Source organism: Aeromonas sp. MR7 (assembly GCF_963899385.1).
GTDB lineage: Bacteria > Pseudomonadota > Gammaproteobacteria > Enterobacterales > Aeromonadaceae > Aeromonas > Aeromonas bestiarum.
The window spans coordinates 604,338-619,556 of sequence record NZ_CAWQXH010000011.1 but is presented as its reverse complement, the minus strand read 5'-3'; the positions used below and the strand labels follow the sequence as shown (position 1 = coordinate 619,556).

The 15,219-nt window shown below is 63.4% G+C and carries 17 protein-coding genes; 9 read left to right on the top strand and 8 right to left on the bottom strand.

Going from position 1 to position 15,219, the window contains the following annotated elements; all coding sequences use genetic code 11:
- Positions 1-15: 15 nt before the first annotated feature.
- Together cydB and AACW87_RS07835 are read right to left on the bottom strand one after the other, a co-directional pair.
- Positions 16-1,143, bottom strand: a complete 1,128-nt coding sequence (gene cydB / locus AACW87_RS07840) for a cytochrome d ubiquinol oxidase subunit II (protein ID WP_042641813.1) — start codon at positions 1,141-1,143, stop codon at positions 16-18.
- Complete coding sequence (locus tag AACW87_RS07835) at positions 1,143-2,714, bottom strand: cytochrome ubiquinol oxidase subunit I (protein ID WP_241324656.1); 1,572 nt, start codon at positions 2,712-2,714, stop codon at positions 1,143-1,145. The genes cydB and AACW87_RS07835 overlap by 1 nt, the downstream gene beginning before the upstream one ends.
- Before the next feature lie 120 nt (positions 2,715-2,834).
- Here AACW87_RS07835 and AACW87_RS07830 point away from each other — a divergent pair, with 120 nt between their 5' ends.
- Entirely contained in the window at positions 2,835-4,262 is a 1,428-nt protein-coding gene (locus tag AACW87_RS07830; RefSeq protein ID WP_241324655.1) for an aminotransferase-like domain-containing protein, read from the top strand.
- A gap of 81 nt (positions 4,263-4,343) precedes the next feature.
- On the opposite strand, the gene AACW87_RS07825 is transcribed toward AACW87_RS07830, so the two are convergent.
- The 3 genes from AACW87_RS07825 to AACW87_RS07815 form a co-directional block, all read right to left on the bottom strand.
- Positions 4,344-4,724, bottom strand: a complete 381-nt coding sequence (locus AACW87_RS07825) for a DUF4354 family protein (RefSeq protein WP_241324654.1) — start codon at positions 4,722-4,724, stop codon at positions 4,344-4,346.
- Between the two features lie 369 nt (positions 4,725-5,093).
- On the bottom strand, positions 5,094-5,552 hold the full coding sequence (locus tag AACW87_RS07820) for a GNAT family N-acetyltransferase (RefSeq protein WP_241325017.1): 459 nt from the start codon (positions 5,550-5,552) through the stop codon (positions 5,094-5,096).
- Between the two features lie 198 nt (positions 5,553-5,750).
- Positions 5,751-6,401, bottom strand: coding sequence for a tellurite resistance TerB family protein (locus AACW87_RS07815; protein ID WP_241324653.1), 651 nt, complete (start codon positions 6,399-6,401; stop codon positions 5,751-5,753).
- Positions 6,402-6,463: 62 nt separating this feature from the next.
- On the opposite strand from AACW87_RS07815, the gene AACW87_RS07810 reads away from it, so the two are divergent.
- From AACW87_RS07810 to AACW87_RS07790, 5 genes are all read left to right on the top strand, one after another.
- Entirely contained in the window at positions 6,464-7,312 is an 849-nt protein-coding gene (locus AACW87_RS07810; RefSeq protein WP_241324652.1) for a DMT family transporter, read from the top strand.
- A complete protein-coding gene (locus AACW87_RS07805; protein ID WP_241324651.1) occupies positions 7,309-7,608 on the top strand; it encodes a hypothetical protein in 300 nt (99 codons plus the stop codon). Before AACW87_RS07810 ends, AACW87_RS07805 begins: the two co-directional genes overlap by 4 nt.
- A gap of 20 nt (positions 7,609-7,628) precedes the next feature.
- Positions 7,629-8,099 (top strand): acyl-CoA thioesterase, encoded by a 471-nt coding sequence (locus AACW87_RS07800; protein WP_241325016.1) that lies wholly within the window; start codon positions 7,629-7,631, stop codon positions 8,097-8,099.
- An 82-nt stretch (positions 8,100-8,181) separates the two neighbouring features.
- Positions 8,182-8,337 carry a pleiotropic regulatory protein RsmS gene (gene rsmS, locus AACW87_RS07795; RefSeq protein WP_080741068.1) on the top strand — a complete coding sequence of 52 codons (156 nt, stop codon included), beginning with the start codon at positions 8,182-8,184 and terminating at the stop codon, positions 8,335-8,337.
- Positions 8,338-8,377: 40 nt separating this feature from the next.
- On the top strand, positions 8,378-8,845 hold the full coding sequence (locus AACW87_RS07790; protein ID WP_241324650.1) for a GyrI-like domain-containing protein: 468 nt from the start codon (positions 8,378-8,380) through the stop codon (positions 8,843-8,845).
- 30 nt (positions 8,846-8,875) lie between these two features.
- Here AACW87_RS07790 and AACW87_RS07785 read toward each other — a convergent pair whose 3' ends face one another.
- Positions 8,876-9,718: a LysR family transcriptional regulator gene (locus tag AACW87_RS07785; protein ID WP_241324649.1), complete on the bottom strand. Its 843-nt coding sequence runs from the start codon at positions 9,716-9,718 to the stop codon at positions 8,876-8,878.
- A gap of 110 nt (positions 9,719-9,828) precedes the next feature.
- Here AACW87_RS07785 and AACW87_RS07780 point away from each other — a divergent pair, with 110 nt between their 5' ends.
- From AACW87_RS07780 to AACW87_RS07770, 3 genes are all read left to right on the top strand, one after another.
- Positions 9,829-10,362 (top strand): nucleoside deaminase, encoded by a 534-nt coding sequence (locus AACW87_RS07780; RefSeq protein WP_241324648.1) that lies wholly within the window; start codon positions 9,829-9,831, stop codon positions 10,360-10,362.
- Entirely contained in the window at positions 10,355-11,590 is a 1,236-nt protein-coding gene (locus tag AACW87_RS07775; RefSeq protein WP_241324647.1) for a cyanate transporter, read from the top strand. Before AACW87_RS07780 ends, AACW87_RS07775 begins: the two co-directional genes overlap by 8 nt.
- Before the next feature lie 344 nt (positions 11,591-11,934).
- Positions 11,935-13,821 carry an exotoxin A binding domain-containing protein gene (locus AACW87_RS07770; RefSeq protein WP_339385733.1) on the top strand — a complete coding sequence of 629 codons (1,887 nt, stop codon included), beginning with the start codon at positions 11,935-11,937 and terminating at the stop codon, positions 13,819-13,821.
- 76 nt (positions 13,822-13,897) lie between these two features.
- Here the strand turns inward: AACW87_RS07770 and rluF are convergent, their stop codons facing one another.
- The gene (gene rluF, locus AACW87_RS07765) at positions 13,898-14,932 is read right to left on the bottom strand and encodes a 23S rRNA pseudouridine(2604) synthase RluF (protein ID WP_241324646.1); all 1,035 of its coding nucleotides are present in this window, start codon (positions 14,930-14,932) and stop codon (positions 13,898-13,900) included.
- Complete coding sequence (locus AACW87_RS07760; RefSeq protein WP_274452199.1) at positions 14,922-15,044, bottom strand: hypothetical protein; 123 nt, start codon at positions 15,042-15,044, stop codon at positions 14,922-14,924. Before AACW87_RS07760 ends, rluF begins: the two co-directional genes overlap by 11 nt.
- Between the last annotated feature and the right edge of the window lie 175 nt (positions 15,045-15,219).

Sequence of the window (15,219 nt, the reverse complement as noted above, 5' to 3'; positions counted from 1 at the left end):
TTGAGTAGAAGACGGTTAATAGAGGCTGTGGCCGTGCTGGCGCACCTGATCCGTGCTGACCTTGCCGCGCACCACCCGGTAGACCCAGAGGGTGTAACCGATGTTGATGGGCATCAGCACCCCCACTATCCCCAGCATGATGAGCAGGGTGCCCTCGCTGGAGGTGCCGTCCCACAGGGTCAGGCTGCTCGACGGATCCAGCGACGAGGGCAGCACGAAGGGGAACAGGGCGATGGCGATGGTCAGCATCATGGTGGCGCAGGCGCCGCCGCTGGCCATGATCGCTAGGCGCGGCAGGCCACGGGCACTGGCGAGACTGCTCACCATGGGCAGCAGCAGGCCCAGGGCCGGCACGCACCAGAGCCAGGGCTGCGCCGCGAAGTTGCTGAACCAGCCGTCCGGTGCCAGCGCCACCTGCTTCATCAGCGGGGTGAGGGCGCCGTTGAGATCGCCGATCTCCTGTAAGCGGTAACCTTCCATCTGGCTGAGCCAGACGCCACCGAGGGCGAACAGGCCGCTCGCCAGGGGGCCGAGCCAGAGGCTCTGGCGGGCGCAGCGCTCGGCGATCACCCCTTGAGTCTTGCACTGCAGGAAGCTGGCGCCGTGCAGCATCAGCAGGGCCAGCGCCGTGCCCATGCAGGTCAGCAGCAGCGGCCAGTTGAACTCGAAGGCGCCGTAGTGGATGCGAAGGTGCGAATCGAAGCGAAACGGCAGGCCTTGCAGCAGGAAGCCGAGGGTCGCGCCGAATACCAGGGTCGGCAGCAAGGCCCCCGTCACCAGGGCCCTGTCCCACCAGCGGCGCCACTGGGCCGATTCCAGCTTGCTGCGATAGTCAAAGCCCACCGGGCGCAGGAAGAGGCCAAACAGCAGGAACATGAAGGGTACGTAGAGCGCCGAGAAGGCGGCGGCATAGACCAGCGGCCAGGCGGCGAACAGGGCACCGGCACCGGCGATGAGCCACACCTGGTTGCCCTCCCACACCGGGCCCACGCTGTTGAGCAGCACCCGCCGCTCCTCATCTGTCTTGCCGACGATGGGCAACAACAGGCCCACCCCCAGATCGAAGCCGTCCATCACCACGAAGCCGATGAGCATGAACAGCACCAGGCCCCACCAGATCAATTTCAGGGTTTCGTAATCCATCAGAGCGCACTCCCGCTTGCCAAGACTTCACCTTGATAACGACCCGTCTGCAGGCTGGCGGGCCCTTTGCGGATCACATGACGCAACAAGAACAGCTCCACCACCAGCAGGCTGCTGTAGATGAGGCTGATGGAGATGAGGCTGAACCAGATCTGGCCCGGCTGCAGCAAGGAGACCGAGGCCGACACCGGCAACACCTCGCTGATGGTCCAGGGCTGGCGGCCAAACTCGGCCACGAACCAGCCCGCCTCGATGGCGACCCAGGGCAGCGGAATGCTCCAGAACAGCACCCTCAGCAGGCGCGGCGATTGCACCAGCCGGCCCCGGCACAGTTGCAGGAAGGAGGCGGCAAAGAGCACGAGCAGCACAACCCCTATGCCCACCATCAGCCGGAAGCTCCAGAACAGCGGCGCCACTTGGGGCACTGAATCCTCCACCGCCAGGGCTATGGCCGCCTCGTCGGCCCGGGCTATGTCTTTCGCATGAGGGGTCAGCAGCAGGCCGTAGCCGAGATCCTGGCGGTGCTGCTCGAAGGTGGCGCGGGCGGCGCCGTTGCCACCGTCCTGGCGCAGCGCCTCCAAGGCGCCATAGGCCAGCATGCCGCTGCGGATGCGCACCTCGTGCTCGGCCTTGAGATCCTTGATGCCGGTCACCGCCTCATCCAGGGAGCGGGTGGCGATGATGCCCATCAGATAGGGGATCTTGACGGCCGCGTGGGTGGTCTCGGCGTGCTGATCGGGCCAGCCGAACAGGGTGAAGGCCGCCGGGGCGGGCTCTGTCTCCCACTCCGCCTCGATGGCGGCGAGCTTGACCTTCTGCACCTCACCGGTGCGATAACCGGACTCGTCCCCGAGGACTATGACCGAGAGGATGGCGGCCAGACCGAAGCCGGAGGCGATGGCGAAGGAGCGCAGGGCAAAGCGCACCTCCATGCGGCGCAGTAGATACCAGCTGCTCACCCCCATCACGAACAGGGAGGCAGCCACGTAACCCGCCGCCACAGTGTGCACGAACTTGACCTGGGCCACAGGGTTGAACAGCACGGCGGTGACGTCGGTCAGCTCCATGCGCATTGTCATGGGGTTGAACTCGGCGCCGACCGGGTTCTGCATCCAGCCGTTGGCGATCAGAATCCAGAGGGCGGAGAGGTTGGAGCCGAGCGCCACCAGCATGGTCACCATCAGGTGCTGACCGCGGGAGAGCCTGTCCCAGCCGAAGAAGAACAGGCCCACCAGGGTGGACTCGAGGAAGAAGGCCATCAGCCCTTCCACCGCCAGGGGGGCGCCGAAGATGTCGCCGACATAGTGGGAGTAGTAGGCCCAGTTGGTGCCGAATTGAAACTCCAGGGTGATCCCCGTGGTCACCCCCATCACGAAGTTGATACCGAACAGCTTGCCCCAGAAACGGGTGATGTCCTTGTAGATCACCTTGCCGGTCATCACGTAGGCGGATTCGGCGATCACCAGGATCCAGGACAACCCCAGGGTGAGGGGCACAAACAGGAAGTGAAACATGGCCGTGGCCCCGAACTGCAATCGGGACAGGCTTACCACATCATCCAGGCTAATCATGCAGGACTCTCTATGTTGCATTTAACAGACAGGTTTTCGCCTGCCAAGTACAACATGAGTCATGACACCTATAACAGATGCAGTTATATTGAAATACACCTAGAACAGTTTGAACCCATCATGTCCCGCTACGGCCAGCTGGCAGCCCTGCTGCAACAACAGATAGAGCGCGGCGTCTGGCAACCGGGGGAGCGCATTCCCTCCATCCGCCAGAGCTGCAAGACCCATAACTTGAGCCCCATGACGGTGCTGCAGGCCTATCAGCTGCTCGAAAGCCGCGGCCTCATACTGGCGCGGCCCCAGTCCGGCTACTACGTCAAGGCCGCCCCCTCCCCGTTGCGGGCCAGCGCGCCGCAACAGGCCCACTACAGCGGCTCGGTGGACATCAACGATCTGGTGTTCGAGGTGTTGCAGGCGAGCAAGTCCCGCGAGCTGGTGCCGCTCGGCATGGCGGTGGCGGATCCCGCCCTCTTCCCCCACCCCCAGCTCGGCCGGGCCCTGGCCAGCTGCATGCGCCGGCTCGACCCCTTCAGTACGGTGGCCGACCTTCCTCCCGGCAACGAGGCGCTGCGCCGGGCCATCGCCCAGCGTTACGCCAGCGACGGGCTGGCAGTCGACCCGCAGCAGATCATCATCACCACGGGCGCCATGGAGGCGCTCTCCCTCGGGCTGCAGGTGCTGACCGAGCCGGGGGACTGGGTGGTGGTGGAGACCCCCACCTTCTACGGCGCCCTGCAGGCCATGGAGCGGCTGAAACTGAACGCGGTGGAGATCCCGGTGATCCCGGGGATGGGTATCGATCTGGCGCTGCTGGCCGAGGCGCTGGCCCAGCGCCCCATCAAGGCGTGCTGGCTGATGGGCAACGTGCAACACCCGCTCGGCCATACGATGCCGGATGGACACAAGCAGGCGCTGATGGCGTTGCTCAACGCGCATGAAGTGCCGCTGGTGGAGGACGACGTCTACGCCGAGCTCTATTTTGGCCGCGAGCGGCCTCGCCCCATCAAGTATTGGGATGCGCGTGGCGAGAGCCTGCTCTGCAGCTCGTTTTCAAAGTGCCTGGCACCGGGCTTTCGGGTCGGCTGGGTGGTGGCGGGGCCCTATGCCGAGCGCATCCAGCGGCTGCAACTGATGTCGACCCTGTCGACCAATGTGCCGAGTCAGCTGGCGCTCGCCGACATGCTGCTCAACGGCGGCGTCGATGCCCACTTTCGTCGCCTGCGCCACACCCTGGCCCAGCGCCAGCAGCAGATGCGGGCGGCCCTGCTGCGCCTCTTCCCGGATGAGGTGCGCATCAGCGCCCCCGATGGCGGTCACTTCCTCTGGCTGGAGTTTGACCCTCGCCTGGACAGCCGTTCACTGCACGCCCAGGCGCTGGCCAGCGGTTTTTCACTGGCCCCCGGCGCCCTCTTCTCCAGCAAGGGGCTGCACAACCACTGCCTGCGCCTCAACAGCTCCCATCCCTGGAGCGAGCCGTTAGAGGCGGCCCTGATCAAATTGGCCGGGCTTATCGACGCCACACTCAAACAGGGCGCGTCATATGAATAGAGCTCTGGCTCAATCACACATGACCCGGGTGGGAAGCATATGGGAACAGGAATTTACCCAGCCACCAATAAGGAGTGCCATTTAATGGCAGTTGTCAGATATTTTCACCAGAGTGGCGTCAAGGACAGCGTCATTATTATCGGCAAAGACAGCAATCCCCTTTACCATTCCCCCCTGCTTGAGAACGCCTGACAGCAGGGCTTCATCCACAGTGTCAGCTTTGAACACCTGATTATTTCTGCCGTATGCTTTCAAACACATCTTTGATAAATCAATATCACCACCTGATAGTTTGGCCAAGGCAATATCAAAGGTTTTTGTGCACGCGTTGTTGGTTCCTATCGATATCGAACCGTGCGATTTTTCTGTGGCATACACCGCGATATCCCCAACCGTGGCCGCATTGGCAGCGAAACCGGAACCAGCCAATACCAGAGCGGCCGCGACAATAGAATTTTTCATTTCAATCTCCTGATAAAAAATGCAAATAGACCCGCCTTATAAAAAACAGAAAGATCATCAGCCAATATTGTTTGTCACCATGGTCGACTTTATTAAATCGCTACCATGACGGGTAAGTACATTTTAAAAATATGATCTTCACCGACCCGGAGCAAAGGGTGTAATTACATTTACTTACAATTGCACAAATTGTTGCGAAATATGACAAGCCTGACTTGCAATGCCACTTCCCATCAATGACTACGCAACAAATAATATTATTTCACTCAATATTGGCAACTGATGACCAAAGAACGACAGAAAATAATTCGGCGACAAGAGCAAACAACAGAGGCCCGTAACGGGCCTCTGTTTGGGAGATAACCTGGCTTATCTGGCCATGGTCTGTGACAACATCTTGAACCCCAACGCCTCGTAGAGTGCCTTGGCTCGTTCGTTGAACGACATCACCTCCAGCCGGATCTGGTGGGCACCGTGCGCCTTGCCCCAGTCATCGCAATGGGCGATCAGCGCCTTGCCTATGCCTCGGGATCTGTGGTTTTCGTCAACCACCACTGAGCCGATGCGGCAGATGGGCTGCTTGGTGAGAAAGGGGATGGCATCATTGATGTCTATTCTGGCGGTCAGAAAACCCACCACTTCCGCCTCCAGCACGGCGACACAAAACAGTCGCCCTTCGCTGCCGATGGCATTGAGCAGAAAATCCCGCTCCTGCGGTGATGGCGGACAGAACACCTCGGGGGCATGTTCAAAGTGGATCAAGCCTATCTGCCGATTCAGCTCGAGAATGGCGTCGATATCCTGCTCGGTTGCCTTGCGTATCTCCAACATGTGCTCCTTGCTCTGGCGTTGGCTAATAGGTGGGCACGTCCATCCTCTTTGAGATGGGCGAGAGACCCATCATAGTGGGAGTCAGCGGCAACAAAAAGGGTCAATCGTATCCTGTCATGGCCGATGGCCGGTCTCGCTGCTGGCAACAACAACGCCCCGTGACGGGGCGTTATGGCCATTCCCGCTACCCAGGCGTCAGCTCGGGGATCCCAGCTGGGCCACCTGCCGCTCGATACTCCCCTTGAGGTTGTCATCGAGTTTCAAGGCCCGCGCCAGCTCATCCAGATAGCCGCGCTCCATGAAGTGATCCACGTCGATGGCGAGCAGGGAGGCGAGGTAGACCTCGGTGGCCTGCTCCATGTCGGTCACATCCCGGGCCAACGCCTGCGGATCCAGGGGACGGGCCAGCTCGGCATCAATCCAGCGCGCCGCATCGCTTTGGCCCTGTTCGGTCAGGTAGTCCTGGATCTTCTGGCGCTCGGCGGCGTCGATATGGCCGTCGGCCCGGGCCGCCGCCACCATGGCGCGCACCAGCAGAGTGGCACGCGCATCCAGCGCCTGACCCTGCAGGGTATCGAGGGGCTGGGCAGGTTGGGCGACCCCGCTCTGCTGGGCCTGCCAATCCTGATAGAGCTTGTAGGCGAGGCCACCGAGGGCCGCCGCCCCGCCTACCGCCGCCACCTTGCCACCATACTTGCGCACCTTCTTGTTGCCAAGCAGCAAGGCCATGGCGCCGGCGGCCAGGCCGCCCTGCGCCATGCCCTTCATCTGCGACTTGCGGCTGTCGCCGCCTTCGTTGAGCCAGCCCTTGCCAGCGCCCATTAATTGCTCCAGCATCTGTTTCATAAGACCTCCGCTTTGCATGATTTTCCATGCTGGGCCGCGCCCACTGAACTCAAGGTGAATGGATGCCACTGCCACGCCTGTTGCTGCTGACCCTGCTGACCCTGACGGCGTTCGCCGCCAACTCTGTGCTCTGCCGTCTGGCCCTGTTTGAAGAACGGATGGATCCGGCCTTGTTCACCCTGCTGCGGCTGACCAGTGGCGCCCTGGTGCTGCTCCTGCTGTGCCGGGCCCGTCAACCGTCGCCTCGCCAGGGAGACTGGGGCGGCGCCCTGGCCCTCCTCGTCTACGCTGCCGCCTTCTCCTTTGCCTATCTCACCCTGACCACGGGCACTGGCGCCCTGCTGCTGTTTGCCGCCGTTCAGCTCAGCATGCTGGCGCCCCCTCTGCTGCGCGGGGAATCTCTGCCACGGCGCCAGTGGGCCGGTCTGCTGCTCGCCATGGCAGGGCTGGTACTGCTGCTGTTGCCCGGCATCCGGGCGCCGGATCCCCTGGGCGCGGCCCTGATGATCGCGGCCGGCATCGCCTGGGCCTGCTATACCCTGCGGGCATCGCGTTTTGCCGATCCGGTCGCCGCCAATGCCGGCCACTTCCTGCGCGCTAGCCTGCCGGCCAGCCTCCTTTATCTGCTGCTGGGTCAGCTTGAGGCCAGCCCGGCCGCCATCGGCTATGCCCTGGCCTCGGGGGCCCTCGCCTCCGGCCTGGGCTATTCACTCTGGTACAAGGTATTGCCCCAGCTGGGGCGCACCCTGGCCGCCAGCGTGCAGTTGCTGGTGCCCCTGCTCGCGGCGCTGGCTGGTCTCGTCTGGTTGGATGAGTCCTGGTCACTGCGGTTGTTATTGTCATCACTGGGCATTCTGGGGGGCATAGCCCTGGTCATAGCGGGACGCCCCCCTTCAGGAGACAAGCCATGAAAATTGCCATACTGCTGCTCGGTTGCAGCCTCTCGGCCAGCCTGCTGGCCGCAGTAGAAGACAGGGAAGCCCAGCAGGCCAAACTGGATGCCGCCTGCCAGCAAGCCCAGCAACAGCTGGTCGAACAGGGCAAGCAACAGCGGATCGATGCCTGCATCAAGGCAGGTGGCAAGGCCGCCAAATGCCAGCAGGAGTTCGCCAGCTTCGGCCAGCGGGAGGGCAACAAGCGGCCCGATCTCAACAGCCTGCCCCCCTGCCAGCAGGCCGATGCCTATCGCAAGAGTTACCGCCAATGAACCCGGCCCCTGGAGAGAACCTGACCCCGCCCCGCGAGCTGACCCTGCAGTTTCTGGCCGAGCCCGCCGACGTCAACTTCGGCGGCAAGGTGCACGGCGGCATGGTGATGAAGTGGATAGATCAGGCGGGTTACGCCTGCGCCGCCGGCTGGTGTGGCGGCTATGCGGTCACCATCTACGTGGGGGGGATCCGCTTCCTGCGCCCCATCCAGATAGGCCAGCTGGTGGAGGTACACGCCCAGGTGATCCACACAGGCACCACCAGCATGCACCTGGCGGTGGATGTTTACAGCCGCCACCCGGCCAGCCGGGAGCGCCACAAGACCACCCACTGCATCATCATCTTCGTGGCCATGGACGAGACGGGCACACCGACCCCTGTGCCCCAGTGGCAACCTGTCTCGGCCGCCGATCGGCAGTTGCAGCAGTACGCCAAGAAGCTGATGGCCCTGCGCGAGGAGATAGACAAGGAGATGCGCCAGCACCTCTGAGCCGGATCGCCCGTGACACTGGGCCGATCCCTATCCGGGTGCGGCTCTGTATAATGGCGTTTTGCCCATTACGGAGTCTGTCATGTCATTGGAAAATGCCCCGCCCGAGGTCAAGCTCGCGGTGGATCTCATCGAGCTGCTGGAGACCAACCGGATCGATCCGGCGCTGGCCCTGGCAGCGCTGGCCATCGTCTCCGAGGACTATCAACGCAAGCTCAAAGAAGGCAAGGATTGCTGAGCGCGGCCGTGCTGCCGCCCCACCCCGCACAGGAGGTACCATGACAGGCCCTATCCGTTTCGAAACCGGCCGTCCCATGCTGTTTGGCGGTCTGCGCCGTCACCATGCCTTCGCCCACGCCGACTTCGGTGGCCAATGGCGTGACTTCAGCGCCCTGGGCCCGTTACCAGGCCAGCTGGGCGAGCATGCCTATGGCGTCATCTGCGGCGTGACCGCGACCCAATGCGAATACATGTGTGCGGTGGAAGTCGCCGCGCTGGAGATGCTGCCCAAGACCTTGGGGCGAATGCGCATCGAACCCCAGACCTATGCCGTCTTCCTGCATCAGGGGCATGTCTCGACCATGCCGAATACCTGGCAGCAGGCGCTGGACTGGCTGGCGCAGTCCGCTTACCAGTCCGCCCACAAGCCCGATTTCGAACGCTATGGCGCGGCCTTTGACCCGCACACCGGCAGCGGCGAGGTCGAACTCTGGCTCGCCGTGCTGCCGCGCCAGGCCATCGCCTGAGGCTGACCCCTCGACGGCGAGCCTAACCATTCAGGCGGGCCCCATCACCTGGTCGCACAGGCTGATGAGGGCCTCGCCGAGGCGAGTCAGCGGCTCGCCGCGCTCCGCCCCCAGGTGCAGTGCCAGCTCCACCGGCGCCACCGCCGGCCAGTGGCTCAGCGCCCGCTGATCCGGTTGCAGCAGCCGTCTTGGCAACAGACTGACCCCGATCCCCGCACTCACGGCCCCCTGCAAACTGGCGAGGCTGGCGCTGACATAGGCGATGCGCCAGCGCAGTCCCTTTCCATCGAGCGCCTCGGTGATCTGCCGCCGATAGAGCCCCTCGCTCGGGAACACCACCAGCGGCAGGGGGTCTCGCTCGCTGGCGGGCCAGTCGCGACTGTCGACCCAGGCCAGGGGTTCACGCCAACTGGCGAGCGGCGCCCCCTGCCCCCGCGCCTGCTTGACCAGCGCCAAGTCCAGCTCGCCAGCCTCGAACCGCTGCCAGATCTCGTGGCTGAGGCCGCTGTGCACCTCCAGCCGTACCTGCGGATGGTCGCGGGCAAAGGCCGCCAGCACAGGGGCCATGGCGCCGGCGGCGAAGTCCTCCGGCACCCCCAGGCTCAGTTGCAGGCTCCCTTCGGTCACCTGCTCCTCGGCCTGCATCAGCAGTGCCAGGATGCGGCGAGCCAGCCCCAACAGCTTTTCACCCTCCGCCGTGGTCACCACCTGGCGGCCGGAGCGGTCAAGCAGCGGGCAACCGAGTTGCTGCTCGAGGCGCCGCATCTGCTGACTGATGGTGGACTGGGTCAGGTGCACCCGCTCACCGGCGCGGGTGAAGCTGCCGGTGTCGACGATGGCGACGAAGCTGCGCAGCAACAGGGGATCCAGCATGGGGCACTCCATTTACAAAACCACTGAATGCCATTCTATCATTTAATTTCCCCATGGCTGGATCCCCCGCTAGGCTGGTCTGCTCCCCTCATTGGCTCAAGGTCTTTCTCATGTCCCATACCCCTGTCGACTCCACAGGCACTCGCCTTGTCCCCTCGCTGACCGCCCTTACGGATCCCGCCCATCAAGGGTGGCTGGAGCAGGCGTTGCAGCTGGCCCTTTGCAACCGCCGGCAGGGTGGTCGCCCCTTCGCCGCCCTGCTGGTGCAGGATGGGCAACTGGTGGCAAGCGCCGTCAACGCCATGCATCTGGACGGCGACCCCACCCGCCATGCGGAGCTGGAGGCCCTGCGCCAGGCCAGCCAGGTGGGGCCGCTGGCGGGGGCCATCGTCTATGCCAGCGGTCACCCCTGCCCCATGTGCCTGAGCGCCCTGGTGATGAACGGCATTCGCGCCGTCTATTACGCCTTCGACAATCAGGATGCTGCCCCCTTCGGCTTTGACAGTACATCGAGCTATGACAAGCTGCGACTGCCCCTCAAGCCGCCCCCCCTGCCCCTCATCAAGCTGCCGAGCTCCATCAGCGCCGCCTGCCTCTATGGCGATGAGGCTCCCAGGCCGCAGGCGGAGCCGGCTCATGAGTAAGGGCCTGCCCGCCGGTGCCGCCGCCGATGGCAAGCAGGCGCTGGCCCTGCTGGTGCTGGTGATCCTGATTGGCCTCAACCTGCGCCCCTTTCTCACCGCCATAGGCCCCCTGAGCCGCGACATTGCCGACGCGCTCGGGCTCGGCATGGATACCCTGGCCTGGCTGACCCTGCTGCCGCTCTGGCTTATCGGGGTCGGCGTGCTGATCACCCCTGGCCTGCGTCGTCTCACAGGCCCGCGCCAACTGCTGGGGGCCGCCCTCTTGCTGCTGGGGCTGGGCAATGCCATGCGCTTCGATGCCCAGAGCGGCGCCCTGCTGATCGCCAGCGCGGCGCTCTGTGGCCTGGGCTCGGCACTGGTGCAAGGGGTACTGCCTGGCCTTATCAAGCAGCGCTTCGCCCACAAGGTGCCGCTGGTGATGGGGATCTTCTCCGCCTGCATGATGGGAGGCGGGGCGCTGGGAGCCAGCCTCACCCCGCAGCTGGCGGCGAGCCTCGACTGGTCGCGGGCGCTGGCGCTGTGGAGCCTGCCGGTGCTGCTGGCCATGGTCTGGCTTATCTGGCGGGTACGGCTGCCAGGCGCCGCCGCGATCGCAATTCCCCACGGCGAGCAGCGGCTTATTGCCCTGCCCCGCAGCTGGCTGCTGATCGGCTGCTTTGGCATCATCAACAGCGGCTACGGCATAGTCGTCGCCTGGCTGGCACCCGCCTACATGGCGCAAGGGTGGAGCGCCCAGCAGGGAGGCGAGCTGGTGGCCTGGCTGGCACTGGCCCAGACCGCCAGCGGTCTCGGCCTGCCACTGCTGGCGGCCCGCAACACAGACCGGCGTCCCTGGATGGGGTTGGCGATTGTCATGCAACTGGCGGGATTTGGCGGCCTCTGGCTCGCCCCACAAGCCGCCCCCATCCTCTGGTGCATGCTGTGCGGCGCAGGGCTCGGCGGCAGCTTCTCCCTCATCATGGTGATAGCGCTGGATCACCTGCCCGACCCACGCCGCGCCGGCACCCTCAGCGCCCTGATGCAGGGATTCGGCTTCATGCTGGCAGCCACCGGCCCCTGGGTGGCCGCCCGCCTCCATCACCTGAGTGGCGACTTCGCCGCCGCCTGGCAGTGGCAGCTGGGGGGCCTGGTGCTGATGAGCCTGCTGGTGCTGCGCCTCGATCCACGCAGCTACCCCAGCGCCATGAAGCTGACCACACAGTCTCCCGCACCCACCCCCATCAACTGATCTGCACTCGCCTCCTCTTTCCCGGATGAGGAGGCAAACTCACCGCCCTCCAGCCCCTACCCATCCCTTGCTCGCTTTCCTGTATCTGGCCAGCTGAGAAAATCATCAGCAACAAGCTACATATCTATTTGATTTATAACACATTAATCCTTCCCATATGGAGGGTTGTGCTGCCGTATGAGCCCATTAAGGTAAGGCACTCAGACGAGAATTAATCTCGTTTCGTCTGACAGGGAAGAGGCTGTATTCATCAAGGAGGAGAACGCCACGAGCCAGTGGCTTTGATATCACTCAAAGGAAATCACATGCAGACAAACACAAAATGGGCTTCTCTACTCGGTGGCTTGGCCATGCTAGGTGGTGCCATCTCACCGGTCATGGCCGAAGAGTCATTCAACCTGTGGCAGGAGTGCGCCACCCGTTGCACTCTGGATCTGGCTCAGGGGGTTCGCGCCAGCCAGCTCGATCTCACCGGCCTGCTGGGTGAACAGGCAGAATCCGGGGTACTGCACTACTCCATGGTATTGGAGGAAGGGGGAGACAGCCTCAAGCTGGCCATCGGCAATGCGCTGACCCTGCGCACGGATGGCACCACCATCACCCTGACCAGTCCCACCGCAGGCAAGGGCCCGCGCACATACAGTTATACCCGCCAGGGACGCGGCAACTGGTCGCTGCATTGGTTGGTTCCCGTCGGCGACGATGCCCCCGCCAGCATCAAGGTCTTCTTCCACGAGCTGGATGCAGGATCCGAGGTGAGCCATATATCCCCCATCTACAGCATCGAAGTGAGCGACGACCTGCTGCGCAGCATGGCCAGCAACTCTACGCTCTTCGTCAGGCACGTGGAAAACAATCAGATCAATCCCACCCTCACCCTCACCCTCAGTGCGGCCGGTGTCGGCTTCGTGGCGGCGCCTACCCAGCACAGTCGTCAGAAGCGCTGGAGCGAGTGGCACACCGGCAAGGTGTTGTGCCTGCTGGATCCGCTGGATGCGGTCTACAACTACCTGTCTCAGCGCACCTGCAACCTGGGTGATACATGGGAAGGCAAGGTCTACCGGGTATTGGCCGGTGCGCCCGCCTCTCACGACACCCATATCGTGCCGACCGCCATCAGTCATCGTCTGCACTTTGCCAAGGGAGACGGTCTGGCGGCCCTCACCACTCATCAGGTTTGCGCCATACCGCTTGAATCCCTGGCCAGAAGCCGTCAACCCAGAGGCTGGGAAGAGCTCAGCCAGTGCGGCTATCCGGTCCACAATCTCATCACCCTCTATCTGCTGACCCGCCTGCCATGGTCCCAGCTTGATACTGTGATCACCCAGGCGCTGGCCAACACCACACCCGAAGATGGCGAAACGCCCCAGGGGCAGCTGGCGCAAGCCATTCGGGAAAACCCGGCCCAGGCACGGCTGGCCCTGAGCATGGCGGCCGCCCAGAGCGATGCCTTCACCTACCAGCAGGCAGGCAATACCCAACAGCAGGCCGCCAACGCCGACGTGGTCAATCTCACCTGCCCTGCCGCCGATCTCAACTGCCTGGCGCCTGCCGACAGTGCCGATGCCCTGCAGGAGCGGGATTATCCGAACGGTGCCAGCTTCCTGGGTGATGGGGATGAGGTCAGCTTCAGCACGGCCGGTACTCGCAACTGGTCGGTGACCCGCCTGGATCAGGCCCATCGCCAGCTGCTGGCGCGCGGTTACCTCTTCGTCGGTTATCACGGCACTTTCCTCGAAGCCGCTCACAGCATAGTGTTTGAAGGTGTTCATGAGCGCGATCAATCCTCGATCGCCCCTTGGCAAGGCTTCTATGTTGCTGGCGATCCGGCCCTCGCCTATGGTTACGCCCAGGATCAGGAAGCGGATACCCGTGGCCGCATCCGCAATGGCGTGCTGCTGCGGGTGTATGTGCCGCGCGCCGCGCTGCCCCACCTCTATGCGACCCAGCAGACACTGGCCGATCCCGGCGCCGTCGATGAGGTCGGCCGCCTGATTGGTCACCCCCTGCCGCTGCAGCTGGACGCCATCACAGGACCGGAAGAAGAAGGAGGGCGCCTCGAAACCATATTGGGATGGCGCTTGGCGGAGCAGGCGGTGGTGATCCCCTCCACCATACCGACGGATCCGCGCAACGTCGGCGGCGATCTGGATCCTGCCAGCGTGCCTCAGGAAGAGAGTGCTATCAGCACCTTGCCTGATTACGTCACCCAGCCTCGCGACGAACTCTGAATCGCGGTTCATCGATACAAAAACACCGGCCTGTGGCCGGTGTTTTTCGCTATCAACGCGGGGAATGAGAGGGCGCTTAGCGCCCCTTCTTCTGGCGGCCGGACTGGCCGGCACGCGGTTTGGCTGCAGCCGGTTTGCCGCCCTTGTTGGGGGCCCCTTTGCCTGCGGTGGCTTTTCCAGCGCCGCCTTTGTTGGCAGCCCCTTTACCGGATCCGACCTTGCCCACCGGGCTCTTCTTCTCGAAGGCCTCCGGGCCCGGCACATTGGGACGACCGCCTATCTCGTGATCATCATCCCGGCGCGGCTTCTTGCCTTGCGCCGCTTTGCCGGTTTGGGCAACAGCGGCTTTGGCCACCTTGGGCTTGTCGCCTTTGGCCGGTTTCACCTCGGAGGATGAGTCCTCGATCAGCTTGAACAGCTCGATCAGCTCATCATCGGTCAGATCCCGCCACTCCCCCACCGGCAGCCCCTTGAGGCTGACGTTCATGATGCGAATGCGCTCGAGCCTGGTCACCTCGAAGCCGAAGTGCTCGCACATGCGGCGGATCTGGCGGTTCAAGCCCTGCACCAGGGTGATGCGAAACACGAAGGGCGCTTCTTTCTTCACCTTGCACTTCTTGGTGACGGCGCCGAGGATAGGCACCCCGGCCGCCATCCCGCGCACAAACTCGTCGGTCACCGGCTTGTCGACGGTCACCAGGTACTCTTTCTCGTGATCGTTGCCCGCCCTCAGTATCTTGTTGACCAGATCGCCGTGGTTGGTCAGGAAGATGAGCCCCTGAGAGTCCTTGTCGAGCCGGCCTATGGGGAAGACGCGGGTGCTGTGGTTGACGAAGTCGACTATGTTGTCCTTCTCGCCCGCCTCCGTGGTGGAGACTATGCCCACCGGCTTGTTGAGCACGATGAAGACCAGGCTGTCGGCTTCCCGCGCCTCGATCACCTGACCATTGACCTTGACCAGATCCCCGGCAAACACCTGATCGCCGATCCCGGCCCGCTTGCCATTGATAAAGACCTGGCCCTGCTCGATGAAGCGGTCGGCCTCACGGCGCGAGCAGATGCCGCTCTCGCTGATGTATTTGTTCAGGCGCATGGATTCATCAGCCAGCATGAGTCACCTGCCACAGGCCGATAGCCCCATCCAGTTGCGCGGTTGCCGGTTCCGGCCAGGCCGGGGAGGCTGTCTGCTGCATCAGCCGATTCACTACGTCAAAGTTCTGCATACCATTCCATCTTCAAAAAGGCCAAGGCCAGCTTAACCATCAAAAAACGCCGCTACAGTAGCATATTGCCCCGTCCAGCACGCCGGATACTTGCCATCCACGGCGACGCGCCACCCCAAAATGTGCGTGCCGTCATGCCATTATGCGGCCGCACCGCTGGCGCATTGCTCCGCGC